Here is a 15,746-nt window from a genome sequence, read left to right as displayed (position 1 = left end):
CGTCCAGAAATAAAAAACCTGTATCCGATAATAAGCCCCCGAATTTATCCGTGGGGTCAATGCTTCCATTCTTTAATTCTTTAATCTAAAATCTAAAATCTAAAATCGATTGACCGAAAGCATTCAGGATACAAGCCCCCGGATTCATCCGTCCAGAAATAAAAAACCTGTATCCGATAATAAGCCCCCGAATTTATCCGTGGGGTCAATGCTTCCATTCTTTAATCTCAAATCTCAAATCGATTGACCTAGGCAGCGACCGGAAACAAGATAAATCCTACAATTAAAACTGTAGGGGCAATTTCACAATTGCCCCTACCTTATTATATTAAGCTTTTTAAGCACCAGAATTTGATATAGCAATTGGCGATCATCCTACGGCAAAGAAGCGTTTTTCAAATCTACATTTGCCATATTGGCATTCTTTAAATTAGCACCTGTCAAGTCTGAACCGTTCAAATTCGCACCGTTCAAATTTGCATTGGTCAAATTTGCATCCCGCAAGTTGACTCCCTGTACGTCTATTCCCGACAAACTGCCACCTCTGAGGCTGACGTTAGATAAATTCGCTATAGACTGGCGAGCATTTCTCAGGTTCGCACCTGCCAAATTGGCACTTTCTAAATTTGCACCGATTAAATTAGCGCTGGTGAGGTTGGTATTTTTCAAAGTGGCAATCACTAAACCCGCCAGACTCAGATTAGCGCGGCTCAAATCAGCATCCTCCAAATTAGCCCCGTGCATTTTAGCCCCAATTAAACTCGCACCTTGCAATTTAGCTTGTTTCAGATTTGCTTCATTCAGTTTGGCTTCGTTCAAATTTGCACCGTTCAAATTTGCACCGCTCAGATTCGCACCACTCAAATCTGCGCCAGTCAAATTTATACCAGCAAGCTGCGCTCCTGTCAAGTCACATCGGCTACAATTTTTAGTTTCTAATAATTGCTTGACGTGTGATACGTTTTCTGCCTTTACTCCCGAGGCACAACCGATCGCAATCAGCAGCCCTGTTGTTGTTAAAATTCCAAGTTTCATATACCCACCCTCAGCAATATCTCTCTCTAATAATATGCCACATTATTAAAGAGGGTTGGGTGATCAGTCTCTTTGATAAACTGTGACAATCATCACCCTGTTGTGCACAAAATATGCAATAATTATTGACGTTTCACCTCCTGGAAATTCTTGTAAAGAATTATTGCTTTTTCAGGAACCAAAAAGGAAAAGATTGCGTCGGTTCGAGACGGACGCCGGTGATGCTGTTCTGAGCAAATGTATAGTCCTTATCCTGCCAAAGAGGGATGAAAGGTACATCTTTACCCAGTATGTCTTGAATTTCGGCAAATATGGCTTTGCGGGTTTCAGGATTTGTTTCTTTGCGCTGCTTGTCGATCAGTTGATTTACCCGATCGCTATAATAAAACGAACCCTGACCTTGACTTTGACCCTTGGAGCAGCCCTCAGCCTCGGAACCTGTCGCACAATCTAAAAACGGGTGAATGTAATTGTCAGCGTCAAAAAAGTCGGCAGACCAATCCACTAAAACCGCAGGATAAATTCCCTTCTCTATGTTTTGAAACAAAGTCGGAGATTCCACGCTGTTAATTTCTACCTTCATTATCCCGTCCATTTTGAGTTTAGCTTGCGCCTCCATCATGCTCAGCACTAAAGCTCGTTTTGTGGAAGCCGAAGCATACCAAATTGGCAGAACGAAAGGATTGGTGGCCGAGTATCCCGCTTTCGTTAAAAGTTCCTTAGCCTTTGTCGTGTTGGCATCACCGTAGAGTTCTTTAAAAATTGGTTTTTGAACGTCGAAGTTTGTGGGTATCAGACTGTAAAGCGGTTGTGCTTGTCCCCGCAGTACGCGCTCGTTAATCACCGGGCGATCCATCACTGCTGCGATAGCCTGTCTGACTTCTAACTTGTCCAACGGTTTAGACTTGGTATTCAGCGTTATGTAATTAACCGTACTGCTTTCCCCCGCGATTTCCTGCCATTTCCCTTTTTTTGCTCCCTGGTCCAAGCTTTGAACTTGATCTGCATCCAGAGACAAATAAGCCACATCAACGGCACCAGTCTGAAAAGTATTGAACAAATTTGAGGAACTAGAAAGCAGCAAAATGTCAATTCCTTGATTAACGGGCTTTTCCCCCCAATACTTGTCAAACACGTCAAACTTGAGAGAATCGCTGCCGTACTTCGCCAGCTTGTAACGTCCAGTTCCCACAAACGTATCGGGTTTAAATTTACCCTGTCCAATCTCGTATGCTTTCGGAGAAACAGCACACATACCGGAAAATGTCAACAGGGAAGGAAAAGCAGAAAAAGGCTTTTTGAGTTGAAAAGTTAATTCGTATTCGCCCGTGGCTTTTACCGATTCTACTGCATCGCTCAACAACATAGCCGGACTGCCACCATTTTTGATAAACCGCTGCAAGGAAAATTCCATTGCGGCGGCGTTAAACGGTGTGTCGTCGTGAAAAATAACGCCTTGACGCAAGGGGATTGTATATGTCAATCCGTCTTGGCTAACTTTTGGCATTGCTGTCGCTAAGTGGGGGATTAACTCTGTAGTTCCCGACTTGTAAGTGTAGAGAGTGTCGCCCAAATTTCGCAGCAATTGTCCTGATAAGGTTTCGTAACCGTCCGCAGGGTCGATCGTCCGCAATTTTAAGGTTGTGCCAATAGTAATCCGGTTATTAGCATTTTCGCCGCTCGCATTCACCGATCGACGTGATCCCTGTCCACAACTTGCAGTTAACAAGCAGCACAGAAAGAACAGAGCTATCGCTTTAATCACTGAAGGTTTTATATGTATTCTAGGCTGCTGCTTGTTGATTCCCATCGTCTTTTTCTGACACTCCAAATTACTGATTATATTATCAGGACTTACGCACTGTTAGACTAGAAACCGGATTTATTGATAGATTCTCCTGTAATACAAATATCGCTGCCTAACCAGAGCAACTTAAAAGCTGGGTGATGTTCGCTCGGTTTGAGATCCTTCGGCTCAATTTTTATAGCTTGCTGGGCGATGACTGTTATTGCTAAGAAGTGCGGCGATCGTCTTAATTAATTTATCCGGTTCGATCGGCTTTGCCAGATGTCGGTGAAATCCAGCTTGCAAAGCTTGCTGTTGATTAAACTCGCCCGCATAGGCAGTCAGGGCGATCGCGGGAATCAACCCACCCCGTTCTGGCGGCAGAGCTCGCACTTGCCGCAACAGCATATAGCCATCCATCCCCGGCATTCCAATGTCGCTCAACAGGACATCTGGCTGAAAATTAGTCAACGCTGTGAGGGCTTCTTGAGGAACAGCAACAGTCAGTACCTCTGCACCTGCATCTTCTAGCAAAAAGGAAATCAACTCTCGCATATCCGGCTCATCATCTACCACAAGTATCCGCATCCCGGATAACGGTTCATCCGCAGTCGATCGTTCCGAAAGTCCTGCAAGAGAGTTTTCGTGTCTTACCTTCGGTGATAGAGGCAGTCTTACGGTAAAGGTAGCTCCTAACCCTTCACCGCGGCTATCTGCCCCAACGGTGCCACCGTGCAGTTCGACTAGATGCCGCACGATCGCCAGCCCCAATCCCAAGCCACCAAACTTGCGGGTTGTCGCACCATCTTTTTGCCGGAAGTGGTCAAACACGTAGGGTAAAAACTCCCGTGCGATGCCCATCCCTGTATCCGCCACCGTAATTTGAGCGTGATTGCCAACACGAGTCAAATTCACCTCAACGCGCCCGCCGGCTGAAGTGAATTTGACCGCATTGGAAACAAGATTCCAGACAATCTGCTGCAAACGGCCCGAATCCCCCAAAATTTGTCCGATCTGAGGATCTAACACAGTCCGAATATCAATGGATTTGGCAACTGCCGCCAAATTGACAGTTTCGATCGCCGATTCCACAGTTAAAGCTAAATCGACTGGACGAATATTAAGACTGAGCTTGCCTTGGAGAATTTTCGAGACATCAAGCAAATCTTCAATCAGTTCACTTTGCAGCTTGGCATTGCGTTCGATCGTTGCTAACGCCTGTGCAGTTTTCGCAGCATCCAGCTTGCCAGTTTGCAGCAGCTTTGTCCACCCCAAAATGGGATTGAGGGGCGATCGCAATTCATGGGACAGTACAGCTAAAAACTCATCCTTGATGCGATTTGCCTGTCTTAGCTGTTCCGCTTGCTGCTGGAGTGAAGCGTTCAGGTTTGCCCGTTCCAGAGCGATCGCGATCTGGTCACAGATAGATCCCAGCAGATCGATTTCTGCAGGCGTAAAGTGCGTCCGAGTCAGACTGGCAAATGAGAGCGTTCCTAATAACTGCCCTTGAGCGATTAACGGTTGACCCGCGTAAGCCGTGATGCCCATTTCACTGGCGGCTTTACCATTCGGATGAGTGGAGAGTTCGGCTTGATTCAAGACAAGTTGCTGCTGCGTTTGGGCAACCAGTCCACAGAGATATTCCCCTAATTCGATCCATGCGCTCGCCTGCGCTGTTTCTTCAGAGATGCCATCGTAGTTTCTCAAATGCAACATCCGGCGGTTGTCTTTTTCTTCCACCATGAAGTTGTAGTAAGAGTGCAGATCGAGTTGCGCTGCAAGTTTGCCGAATAGCGTGTCCATCAAAGCCAGAGGCTTTTCTGTCTGCATCAGATCGCGGGTAGTTTCATACAGCAATTGCAGTCGCTCACTTGCTTGCCGTTGTGGGGTCTTGTCCTGCATGATTTTGACAAATCCCTGCGGACAATCCGCCTCATTAAGCAGGGGCATCATCAATCCACTGGCCCAAAAGCGATTCCCATCTTTGCGGACGTGCCAGCGTTCGTCTTCGGCCCGTCCTTGCAGTAGAGCCGTTTGCCTCTCGTACTCGGCTTGTCCTTGTTCGTTATCTTCGGGTGTGAAGATCATCCGAATCGAGCAACCAATTACTTCTGTCTCGGTATAGCCCAACAACCTTTCTGCCCCTGAGTTCCAACTGGCAACGGTGCCGTTAAGGTCGAGGGTGAAGATGGCATAATCTTTGGCGCTTTCAATGATCAGACGGAGGCGGGATTCACTCTCGCCCAGGGCTTCCTCAGCTTGTTTGTGGTCTTCAATATCAACACAGGAGCCGATGTAGCCCAAGAACTCACCTTCCAATCCGTAGCGAGGAACACCTTCATCCATAACCCAACGGTATATGCCATCACAGCGTTTCAAGCGATATTCCATCTTGAACGGTTGACGGGCATCAAAGGCAGTCACATACGTTTCTAAACATTGATCGAGGTCGTCGGGGTGGACTCCTTCTGCCCAACCATTGCCCCTTTCTTGCTCGATCGTCCGTCCCGTAAAGTTTAGCCACGGGAGGTTGAAGTAATTACAGAGTTTATCGGTGCCCGACATCCAAATCAGCACAGGGGCGGCATCTGCCATCAGCCGGAACCGTGCCTCACTCTCCCGTAGTGTGGCTTCGGCTTGTTTGCGATCGGTGATATCGTTGACCAGTGTTACAAACCCTTCAACTTTTCCCTGGCTATTGAAGCGGGGAACATAGGCCGCATTGATATAACGGGTTTCACCATCTTTGTAGGTAACTTGGGTTTCAAAGGTTACTTCCTGTCCTGCCAAGACTTGCTCAACATAAGGACGAATCCCTTCATAGGCAGTTTCGCCTAAAACCTCTTGAAGGTGCTTGCCATAGATTTGCGCTGCCGGATGTCCAAACCATTCTTCATATGCTCGATTGTGGAAGCGGTAGCGTTGGTCTGAGTCTACAAAGGAGATCAAGGCAGGCACGGCATTGGTAACTAAACGAAGTTCTGTTTCTCGTTGTTGCAATACCTCCTCAGCAAGTTTTCGATCGGTAACATTTCGGAAATAAATGGTAATCCCGTTCGCGGCAGGGTAGGTGCGAACGTCATACCACCGATCGTGATCCGGATAAAACGCCGTCACTGAAAAAGCCACGCGCTCGTTTGCCACGCGCCGATGAACCCGCTCAAACTCGCTGCCCTCGAGTCCTGGGAATTCTTCCCAAAAATTCTTCCCAATCAGATTGCCCGGAGTGCAATCTAGCAGAATTTCCGCTGACCGATTCACGTAAGTGAAACGCCAATTCTCATCAAGGGCAAAGAATCCATCATCAATACTCTCCAGAATGTTCCGACTCTGCTCTTCGCTTTGACGCAACGCTTCTTCGGCTTGTTTGCGATCGCTGATGTCGATTAATACGCCGCGCGTCGAAATAATTATGCCCTCAGAGTTGTAGGCGCAATCACCCTTTGCCAAAATCCAACGAACGGTGCCATCTGCCCAAAGCGTCCGATATTCTATTTCAGTATGCGGTTGATTCGCTTTGATCTCACTGAGGACGGTGTGAACGAATGGGCGATCGTCGTGATGCACCGCTTCTAAAAACACCTGCACCGACATTGCCGTATCCACGGGTAAACCAAACATCGCTTTGGCTATGTCCGTAAAACTCAGCGTGTCAGTTTCTATATCCCAATACCACAAACCCAAATTGCCGCCTTCGGAAGCCAGTCGGAGCTGTTCTTCGCTCTCACGCAACGCCTGGAACGATCGATCGCGCTCGAAGGCGATGCTGGCAACTTGGGTGCCGAACTCCGCGAGTTTATGTTCCCAATCCGTCGGCCTCCGCGCCTCGCTAAAGCAAAGCATCAGCGACCCCAGAGGTAGATTGTCCTGCATGAACACGGGCTGAGAATGACAGGCTAGAATGCCATGAGCCACGCATAAATTTCGCCATGCTTGCGACCAGCGATCGTCCTTGGCAATGTCGGCGCAGGTCACGGGCTGACCGCTATACACTGCTTCGCCGCAGGTTCCAATGCACAAATCGTTAATCGGAGCATCTTGGAGTCCTTCACCAAAAGACGGTGGAAAGTCTGGAGTAATGGATCTCTTAAAAGTCAGCCGCTGAGCATCCGCTAGCACGAAGCCCGCGCGGGTACCCGGATTCAGCCTTGATAGTGAGTCACACACGGCTGCCAGACAGTCGTCGAGTGGCTGCCCGAATGCGATCGACTCCAGCAGTCGTTTCTGCTCGATTAGGAGGAGTTCCGCCTGTTTGCGATCGGTAATGTCAGCAATTAAAACGGTCAGTCCACGGGGCGAAGGGTAAATTCGATAGTCATGCCAACTCTTTCCAGGTGAGTAGAGATAATCAAACTGGAGCAGCGTTTGTGCGCGCATTGCCCGATGAAACTGCACGTAAGTATCGGTGTCAACAGCAGCCGGAAATAGCTCCCAAACGTTCTGACCCAGAATCGCTGACCGCGGCATTCCAACCATTTCACAGTAGCGATCGTTGGCATAGGTGTAGCGCCAATCGCGAGCGAGGATGTAACACCCATCGTTGATGCTAGAAAGTACCGTTTCTAGCTGTTCTTTTGCCTCCGTCGCCGCAGCTTGTGCTGCTTCGCCCTGGACCTTTTGTTCTAGTTCCATTGCCTCCTGTAAAGTTTGCAAGGCTGCTTTCGCGTTTTTTATAGCAGTGCGCCATGATAGATTGAATGAAGCGATCAATCCTGTCGCGATCAAAAACATACCCAGCCGAAAAATTGTCTCTACATTAACTATCTGTAAGGAATAGAACGGCTCAATAAAAAAATAGTTGATTGCCAGCGTGGATAAAATTGTTGCCAGAAACCCAGCCCCGAAACTGCCATACCACGCACTCACCATCACCGCGATGAAAAACAGCGGCGTCGTGGTTGGGTAGAGCCACGGTAAAAGCGATCGGGTTAGCGCCAGTGCCAGAGCCACGGAGAGGGTCGCGACACCATAGGGAAGTAGTCGAACATCTCTGAAAATGCTGTTGATTTCCTCTACACTCACCCTTTGTACTCCTTATCCGAAAAATATCTTGCTCGCAGCGCCTTACTGCATTCGCGAAGCGTTGCATCTGACGAATTACCTAACTCATCCAGCCATATCTAAATTTGCTTGAGTGCCAAGCGAGAAGGCGTAGCGTGTCCATTTTCCCAACGATTAATCGTGGGAAAGGTCATCCTTAATTCATCCGCCAACTTTTTCTGAGACAGGTTCAGCCCTGGCCACCGTTCTCGCACCAAATTACCGATCGCTGGTTTTTGCGCCCTAAGCCGTTCTATTTTGAGAACCCTCAGAAGTAACAGGTATAAAGCTGTTTATATTTTACACTTTTGATAGGCCCTGGAGGTCAATCATCTCTCTCAAGATAGGTTTTAGTTGTCGCGGCTTGAACATATAGAGGCTTCAGCTTACCAACGCGTGTCCATTACCGGGGACAATTCGGCTTTTCTTGAAAGTCTCTGACTTGTACCCAAAAGCTCGATTGTCGATCGTGCTGTGGCTGATTTTAAACACGGGACAGGCTTCGGTTTTTTTCATCGCAGAAAGCTCTATGGCCTGGGATGACTTTGTGACATAGTAGATCGTAACTGTATGGTTTGGTCGTGAGGGGAGTGAACGCTATTAAGACGAGGGACTATCTATAGTATCTTTCCTAACAGCCTTGGCGACTGTTATATTATTTCGATTTAACCGGATTTGATATGAATCATGATTCATGACTCCGCTCAAAAATGGATACTTGCTTTCCGACAGGAGTCGTAAGCCGCTCAAAATGTTAGACCAAACTTTAATCTCCCAGATTCATCTGTGGAGTAAATCTAAAATCTACAATCTACAATCAACTAAATGCCTTTGAGTAGCGATCGCCAATCCCTACACCGTTTCAGGTAAATGCGAGCTACATGATCGCTGGAATTTGTTCGCAAACACTCTTCAAATAATTTTCCCGCTTCTCGGAATTCCTTGCGCTCGCACAGTAACATAGCTTCATTATATAGAGCCAAATTTGCTAGCTTTGCCGACAGAATTTCCGGGGGATCAGCATCAAATACCTCATAGACTACGACATATTGAGATTTTCCTTTTACCTGTACTTTATCCACAATCCTAATAGCATAATCGTTCGGATTTCGCAACCGTTCCAAAGTCTGCTGAGAAATTAGCAGAGGAACGCCGTAATCTTTGGTTAATCCTTCAATGCGAGATGCTAAATTAACAGCATCGCTAATCACAGTGCTATCCATTCGGCTTTTACCCCCAACTGTCCCCAGCATCAAAGAACCAGAATTGATGCCAATTCCAATTTGAATCGGGACGTAGCCGACGCCTTGACGGTATTCGTTGTAATTTTTCAGGATATTTAGCATTGCAATACCCGCTTTCACTGCATCATCGGCAAAGTCGCTAAACAAAGCCATAATTGCATCGCCGATGTATTTATCAATAAACCCGTTATTGCTAGTAATGGCAGGCTCCATCCGCGAAAGGTAAGCATTGATAAATTTAAAATTTTCTTGGGGAGTCATAGTTTCGGAAAGCGTTGTGAAGTCGCGAATATCCGCAAAGAGCACGGACATTTCCTGCTGCACTTGGTCGCCTAAATGGACATCTATAATACTTTCATATCCCAACAAATTTAGAAATTGGTGAGGCACAAATCTACCGTAGGCATCAGTTAACTCTGATTCGGCATCCAGGGATTTTTCTAAATTTTGGTTGAGGTCAAATAGTTTCTTAATAAATAAATGGCGATCGGCTTCAGCTTCTTTGCGTTCCGTAACATCTTGAAAAACAGCGATCGCAAAAGCAACTTTGCCACCCTCGTCAAAAATTGGCGTTCCCCAAATCTCTAGGGGAACTTTCTTGTCTGGTCGATGAATTTCCAGATCATCAGCCGTCGCGTTTTCGCCCCTCAAAGCTCGGACGATCGGCAACTTCTCGAAAGGGTAAATAGTCTCAGTTCCCGCGATATAAATTTGATAACTTTCTGACAAATCCTCCACTGAATTTAAGGACAAAACTCCTTGACAGAGTAACTGCTGTCCGGCGTGATTTACGTAGTAAGGTTTGCCTTCAGAATCCAGCACGAGCACACCTATGGGAATCGCTTCGAGAAATTGAGCCAGCTTGATTTCGCCTTCGCGGACCGCCTCGAATGCGCGAGAGCGTAACTCAGTTTCAACCGTATCGGAATGTTCAGCAGTAGTTTCCAGCAAGATTTCCAGATCCGCTTTTTCCTCCTTCAAGTCTTCCACTTGCTGGCGCAATCTTTCTATCTCTAAAAGTAGCTGTTCTCTAGATGGTTGTTCTTCCAGCATAACTCGAGAATTTGCGCCTCGACTAACAAAAAATTGCTTAACATCTCGCACCCTAAAAGTAATCGTGTTTTTATAGAAAATCCAACTGCAAACCAGGCATCAGGCGCTGAAAATTCCTCAAAGATTTACCGTGCCAAGCTATGCTTTGAGAGCCTTGTACCGCCATTTGCACCCTAGCTGTTTTGCGGATCTCGATAATAAACTTCGATAGCATATTGATGCCAGAACTGTTCAAAAATTCTAACTGCTGCAAATTGAGGGTAATTTTCGTCGGTTCCAAGTCGGCAACCTTCGTCAGAAACTGCGCTATCGGCGCGTACTCTGCAGGCCCGCTCAGCCTTAGAGATCCAATAAAACTCACTGTTGTCGTTGTTGGATCGTAACAGATCTGGTAATCTTCTGTATTAATTTCCATAGCCACAAAAAAAACTTCCTTAGATATTATCGATCGCCAGCGTTGCTTATACTGTTAATTGCACCATAGTTGTCACCGCAATTACTTCCGGGTCTTGCTGCACAGTCTGGAATTTCCAGCCAAGTTTGGCGGTATAATCGGTGAGCATGGTCAACAAACCCAATCCAGAATTGGTACAGTTGTCGTCAGCAGCATTTTTTTCCAGCCGCTCAATGTAAAGTTCGCTGGGTTCGGAGGTCAGCAACTGCTGAATATAAGCCTGAAACTTGTCCACAGCTTGCGGAGAGATGCTGTTAGCAACTGAGAAAATCACTCCGTCGCTCTCTAATTGCAGTTTAATATCGATCGGGTACTCCGAGGTTTCATCATTAAACTTCATGGCATTTTCCAATAACTCGTTGGCAATGTAGCTAACAGCGCTTTTTATTTCAGCTTGTCTTTCAATTGTCGAGGGTTCATCTTGGTTGCCCGGGAAAAAAGTTGTCATGTAGTCAGCCAGAAAATCCGCCGACAAACCGTTGTTACGCCACCGCTGCTTGAGAGGAACCGAACTCGGAGAAAATCCAATTATTAAGTATTCTTGGCTAGCGGGCTGCTCGATGAAATCGCCGAAAATCTGAGTCATATCGATGTGATAGCTAAAGTTTGAGATGAGGGGCATCACTGAACATATTTTAAACTTTAGAAGGGATATCCAAGTAGTTATTTTTGTTTGAGAACCAGCAACGTGATGTCGTCAAAAACTTTTTCTTCGCCGATGTGCGATCGCACGTCCTTAATTACAGCGTCCCTGATTTCGGCAGCCGAACGCTGCCAATTCATCTCTATTACCTGAATTAACCTCTCTAAACCATAAAGCCCTTTCTCCATATTTTTAGCTTCCGTAATGCCGTCAGTGTACAGCACTACCACATCTCCTGAATACAACTGCACACTTTTTTCAGCAACAAATTCAGCAATATCTGCATCCAGCCCGATCGGGAAACCTAAATCGATCGTATCAAACCTCTGTGCACAACCATTACACCGCACAACAATCATTTCTTCGTGCTGGCCGCTCAACTTCAGCATCCCCTCCTCATAGTCTAGCAAGGCAAGGCTAGCATTTTTGTCGGATTTCATGCGCTGCACATTATCGTAAATTACACTGTTAATAGCACTTAAAAATCTTACTGGGTCTGGTTCATTGTAGGCGAGCAAAGTTCGCACTGCCGTTTGAACCATAATCATTAAAACACCACTCTCCAATCCGTGTCCCGTCACATCGCCAATGCCAATTTTTATTCTACCTTTGTGCTGGAGTACGTCGTAATAGTCGCCGCCTACTTCCTCTGCAGCCTCCATAAATCCCGCAATATCTAAGCCGATAACTTCCTTAAGTTCTCGCTCTTTCGGCAGCAGCATCTGCTGAATTTTGCGAGTAACCTCTAGTTCGGCGCTCATTCGCATATTTTCAGCTTTTAGGCGATCGTTGAGAACGGTAATTTTTTGATTTGCACCAACTAAGGCATCCGCAATCTTGTTAAACGCACCCACAACTTGCCCCAGTTCATCTCTATTATCCAAAATAATTTTCTGGTCGAAATTGCCAGTTGCCATCTTTTTTGACGTTTCGTCAAGAACAAATACAGTTTGCATAACTGCCCTGTAAAAAGACACAAATAGATAAATAACGAGAGCTAATATTATTAACACTAAAATAAAAATTAATGCTCTCCTATTAACAAAAGCATCAATCCGGTGCTGAAGAAGAAAATCTAACTCATTTACAGTTTTGTCCCCGAGTTGAAAACTTGCATTTAAAGCCAAATTGCTTCCAGTGATATAGGCGTAATATTTTAGAGATACAGTTTGATATATTGTTTTATCTAGTTGCTTAGTTAGCTGCTTAACCAAAGAGTTAAACCTTATTAAATCCTGTGTTAATGCCGAGCGCAGATTCCCCTGACGATTATTGCTAAATGCTACCTCCATATTAATTGCCAAATCATCATTGATTTCTCTCAATCTGGTCGAAAGAGTAATTAGTTGCGCTCTTTCCTCTGGTGTGGCATCGGAACTGAGGCTAATTTTTTGAGAAACAAGCCTAATATCTGACAAAATTTTTTCCATTTCTGGAAGCTGACGCCAAGTAGCATTTATTAAATAATAGGTATCCAAATCTGGGTCGGAAATCAGATTGGAAGTATCGCCGACGCGAGCACTCAGCCTATCAATGTCTGTAGCTAAACGTTGATATACAAAATCGTAAGTTTCTAAACTCCACTGGCTGCGGCGAACTTTGAAATTTTGCCAATCTTGATAAATTTTAATAAAATTTTTCCTGGACATTAATAGGTTTCCGAGTTGAATATCGGTATTAACCAGGGATTGAAAGTTCGCGTCCATCTTAGCTTCTAAATCTGCTTTCGTATCTGGTAGGCTTAAATTTGTATTTAAAGGCTGATAATTTAAGACTTGAAGTTTCGGTATGTATTCCCTCAAATGCCGCAGCGGTCGCAGGTATTCATTACCGTAGATTTCTTTTTGAGTAAAATCGACCCTGCTGTTAATTTCGGAAATCAGCAGGTACATGACCAAGGTTAACGGTATTGCAAATAGAAAACCGATTAAGGTAAATTTTTGAGGATAGCTCAGCCGATTCATTAAATGGATTCCCAGAGATTTTCTGTTCATAATCGATAGATTTCAACAATATTGTACTAAAAAAGTAGCGATCGCTACTCAAGTATTTTCGGAGACTATCGCTCTAGAAAACCACAATGCTAATATAATTAATCAGCGATAGCTGATTTAATCTCTAAGGCATTTTCGTCCTGTTGCAACAAATTTTGCGGCATCCCTGTGATATCCTTGGCTCAGCTAGCCTCCCACAGTCTAAAACACGTTTAGCAGTTTTGGAACGCAGAATAGTAATTTGTACTGAGATTATGGGGCAGTATTAGAGGCTTTTAAGAATATTTACTTAAGCATAAATTTTTCTTAATACCCTGAGACAAAAAGTAAAAATTAAGTAATAACTGGGTAGTGCAAGTTTCCTGAAACACAACTGCCACCAGCGAGTAGGAAATACTTGCGCCGCACCAGCAACCAGCAGTCAAGTAGGTTCTGCACAAAGGAACCAATAGCACCAGCAATAGTGTCTAAATAAGTATCTGCAGTTGAGTGTTCAGGAGCGATCGCGCATTGTGTAAAGTGAGGCAGAGGGCGTATGATGAAAAGAATCTCCACAAATAAATTTCCCAACAATAAAAACATAGAGCAAAAGCAGCCCAATCCTGTAATCTTGGCTTTGGTGCTGACAGGAATTCTGGTATGGGAAATGTATCCGGCGCTAAGACACACTGCTGCGGCTAACGCGGGCGCTCTCAAATCTTCCCTTGCCCAGTTGGAAAGGCAACAGCAGCAAACCGCGCAGCAATTTTCCTCAGCAGCGGTGCCCCAAAAAATCAGCTATTCGCTATTGGCACTTAATACTCTAATTTCCGAACCGGGCAATTTGGCCGAGGCTAGAGGCCAAAATCCCCCGAAGCAATTGCCCGCAACCGTAGCAGCAGCAGTTCGCCGAGAGTTGTCGGACTCCACTGGCATTGCTGCTGACAAGTTGAAAGTAACTGAATCGAGCGGACACAATTGGCCGAATACTTGTTTAGGACTCGCGAAAGCGGATGAAATTTGCGGTCAAATGATTGTCGAAGGTTGGCGGGTTGTGGTTTCTGATGGTAGGCAAACTTGGGTTTACCGTACTAATGGTAGGGGAAATATCTTGCGTTTGGAAAAAAAGTTAGCTAGGTAAATTTATCCCTGTGAATTCAAAAATAAACTTCCTTTTGGAACAGGCAAGATGCCTGTTCCACAAAGAGTGAGTTTTTTTGTGGGTGGGGATCACAAACAGGCAAGATGCCTGTTCCACAAAGAGTTTTTTTGTGGGTGGTTTCTTGTTGGCCGTTCATCCTAGCCCGCCCCTTGCTTTAATTTGGGAGTTGGTTTCTTTCGATGATGCCGCCGCCCAACAGTACGTCTCCGTCATACCAAACAGCCGCTTGTCCGGGGGTAATGCTCAACTGCGGTTCGTCAAAAATCAACTTAACTCTCGTACCGCCGGCTTTTTCCTCTGCTTGGGAGGATTCCACAGGAATAATTGTAGCCGGGACGGGTTGCGATCGATATCGAATCTGTACCTGAGCCCGAATCGGAGCCGTCGGCGCAGCCACAGAAACCCAATTCACTTTCTGGACAGTACATTCAGATTCTACTGCCAACTGTCGATCGCCCACAATTACCCGATTGCCAGCAGCATCAAGTTCAATCACGTACAGCGGTTCCGGTGCAGCAATCCCGAGTCCCTTCCGCTGGCCGATAGTGTAGTGGTGCACACCGTCATGCTGTCCGAGCACCCGCCCTGACTTGTCCACAATGTCACCCTTTTGCGGCGCAATGTACTTATCCAGAAAAGCCCGCATCGAACCGTTACTTTCCACCAAGCACAAATCCTGACTTTCCGGCTTATCAGCAGTTGTCAAGCCAAATTCCGCCGCAATTCTGCGAGTTTCTGTCTTGGTAATTTCCCCCAAAGGAAACTCCGTACCCGCCAACAAATCCTGTGTTAAATCATACAAGAAATAAGACTGATCTTTCGCAGGATCGATCGCCCGCAGCAACTGATAGCGACCCGTAGCAGCATCGTAAGTAATGCGAGCGTAGTGGCCTGTAGCGATTTTTTCAATTCCGAGTTCTTCGCGAGCATACTTGAGCATCGGGCCGAACTTCACAGTTTTATTGCACTGCGAACAAGGCAAAGGCGTAACTCCTGCGCTGTAACCCTCCACCAAATAATCGACAATACTTGCCTGAAAGACCTCGCGGCTGTCAACAATGTGGTGGGGAACGCCCAAATCTTCGCAAATTTTAGCGGCATCGACCATTCCCTCAGAGCAGCACTGACCTTTGCCCTTCATCAACCACAGCGTTAAACCCACCACTTCATATCCCTGATGGTGTAAAATTGCGGCTGCTGCGGAACTATCGACCCCGCCGGAGAGGCCTACAACAATCTTGTTCATGGTTGGGGAGAAATTGCTATTTTACCGTTACTTTGTTCGATCGAGCTAATTTATTATACCACAAGTATACTACAACTTGCCACTGCTGCTGTTAGCTGAAATTTTAGCAC

The 15,746-nt window shown here is 45.9% G+C and carries 10 protein-coding genes; 1 reads left to right on the top strand and 9 read right to left on the bottom strand.

Features of this window, described 5'->3' with window-relative positions; all coding sequences use genetic code 11:
* Nucleotides 1-375: 375 nt before the first annotated feature.
* The 8 genes from QUA04_RS03870 to QUA04_RS03835 form a co-directional block, all read right to left on the bottom strand.
* Complete coding sequence (locus tag QUA04_RS03870) at nt 376-1,035, bottom strand: pentapeptide repeat-containing protein (protein WP_333253940.1); 660 nt, start codon at nt 1,033-1,035, stop codon at nt 376-378.
* Between the two features lie 160 nt (nt 1,036-1,195).
* Nucleotides 1,196-2,845, bottom strand: coding sequence for an ABC transporter substrate-binding protein (locus QUA04_RS03865; protein ID WP_333253939.1), 1,650 nt, complete (start codon nt 2,843-2,845; stop codon nt 1,196-1,198).
* A gap of 165 nt (nt 2,846-3,010) precedes the next feature.
* Complete coding sequence (locus QUA04_RS03860) at nt 3,011-7,843, bottom strand: PAS domain S-box protein (protein ID WP_333253937.1); 4,833 nt, start codon at nt 7,841-7,843, stop codon at nt 3,011-3,013.
* A gap of 98 nt (nt 7,844-7,941) precedes the next feature.
* A complete protein-coding gene (locus QUA04_RS03855) occupies nt 7,942-8,076 on the bottom strand; it encodes a helix-turn-helix transcriptional regulator (protein ID WP_333253935.1) in 135 nt (44 codons plus the stop codon).
* 606 nt (nt 8,077-8,682) lie between these two features.
* Nucleotides 8,683-10,158 carry an adenylate/guanylate cyclase domain-containing protein gene (locus QUA04_RS03850; RefSeq protein ID WP_333253933.1) on the bottom strand — a complete coding sequence of 492 codons (1,476 nt, stop codon included), beginning with the start codon at nt 10,156-10,158 and terminating at the stop codon, nt 8,683-8,685.
* Between the two features lie 70 nt (nt 10,159-10,228).
* Nucleotides 10,229-10,573: a slr1659 superfamily regulator gene (locus tag QUA04_RS03845; protein ID WP_333253931.1), complete on the bottom strand. Its 345-nt coding sequence runs from the start codon at nt 10,571-10,573 to the stop codon at nt 10,229-10,231.
* 46 nt (nt 10,574-10,619) lie between these two features.
* A complete protein-coding gene (locus tag QUA04_RS03840; protein ID WP_333253929.1) occupies nt 10,620-11,198 on the bottom strand; it encodes a DUF6272 family protein in 579 nt (192 codons plus the stop codon).
* 77 nt (nt 11,199-11,275) lie between these two features.
* Nucleotides 11,276-13,249 carry a PP2C family protein-serine/threonine phosphatase gene (locus QUA04_RS03835; RefSeq protein ID WP_333253927.1) on the bottom strand — a complete coding sequence of 658 codons (1,974 nt, stop codon included), beginning with the start codon at nt 13,247-13,249 and terminating at the stop codon, nt 11,276-11,278.
* 535 nt (nt 13,250-13,784) lie between these two features.
* Between QUA04_RS03835 and QUA04_RS03830 the strand changes: the two genes are divergently transcribed.
* Complete coding sequence (locus QUA04_RS03830; protein WP_333253925.1) at nt 13,785-14,369, top strand: hypothetical protein; 585 nt, start codon at nt 13,785-13,787, stop codon at nt 14,367-14,369.
* Nucleotides 14,370-14,544: 175 nt separating this feature from the next.
* Here QUA04_RS03830 and mnmA read toward each other — a convergent pair whose 3' ends face one another.
* The gene (gene mnmA / locus QUA04_RS03825; RefSeq protein WP_333253923.1) at nt 14,545-15,636 is read right to left on the bottom strand and encodes a tRNA 2-thiouridine(34) synthase MnmA; all 1,092 of its coding nucleotides are present in this window, start codon (nt 15,634-15,636) and stop codon (nt 14,545-14,547) included.
* Between the last annotated feature and the right edge of the window lie 110 nt (nt 15,637-15,746).

Source organism: Microcoleus sp. S13_C5 (assembly GCF_036700845.1).
Lineage (GTDB): Bacteria > Cyanobacteriota > Cyanobacteriia > Cyanobacteriales > Microcoleaceae > Microcoleus.
Note: the sequence above shows the minus strand (reverse complement) of the source record. Positions and strands in the feature narration are given on the sequence as shown.

Bases quoted from the DNA above. Each gene is read 5' to 3' on its own strand.
- QUA04_RS03830 (WP_333253925.1), top strand. From the start codon at position 13,785: ATGATGAAAAGAATCTCCACAAATAAATTTCCCAACAATAAAAACATA.
- QUA04_RS03865 (WP_333253939.1), bottom strand. From the start codon at position 2,845: ATGGGAATCAACAAGCAGCAGCCTAGAATACATATAAAACCTTCAGTG.
- QUA04_RS03845 (WP_333253931.1), bottom strand. From the start codon at position 10,573: ATGGAAATTAATACAGAAGATTACCAGATCTGTTACGATCCAACAACG.
- QUA04_RS03850 (WP_333253933.1), bottom strand. From the start codon at position 10,158: ATGCTGGAAGAACAACCATCTAGAGAACAGCTACTTTTAGAGATAGAA.
- QUA04_RS03835 (WP_333253927.1), bottom strand. From the start codon at position 13,249: ATGAACAGAAAATCTCTGGGAATCCATTTAATGAATCGGCTGAGCTAT.
- mnmA (WP_333253923.1), bottom strand. From the start codon at position 15,636: ATGAACAAGATTGTTGTAGGCCTCTCCGGCGGGGTCGATAGTTCCGCA.
- QUA04_RS03840 (WP_333253929.1), bottom strand. From the start codon at position 11,198: ATGACTCAGATTTTCGGCGATTTCATCGAGCAGCCCGCTAGCCAAGAA.
- QUA04_RS03870 (WP_333253940.1), bottom strand. From the start codon at position 1,035: ATGAAACTTGGAATTTTAACAACAACAGGGCTGCTGATTGCGATCGGT.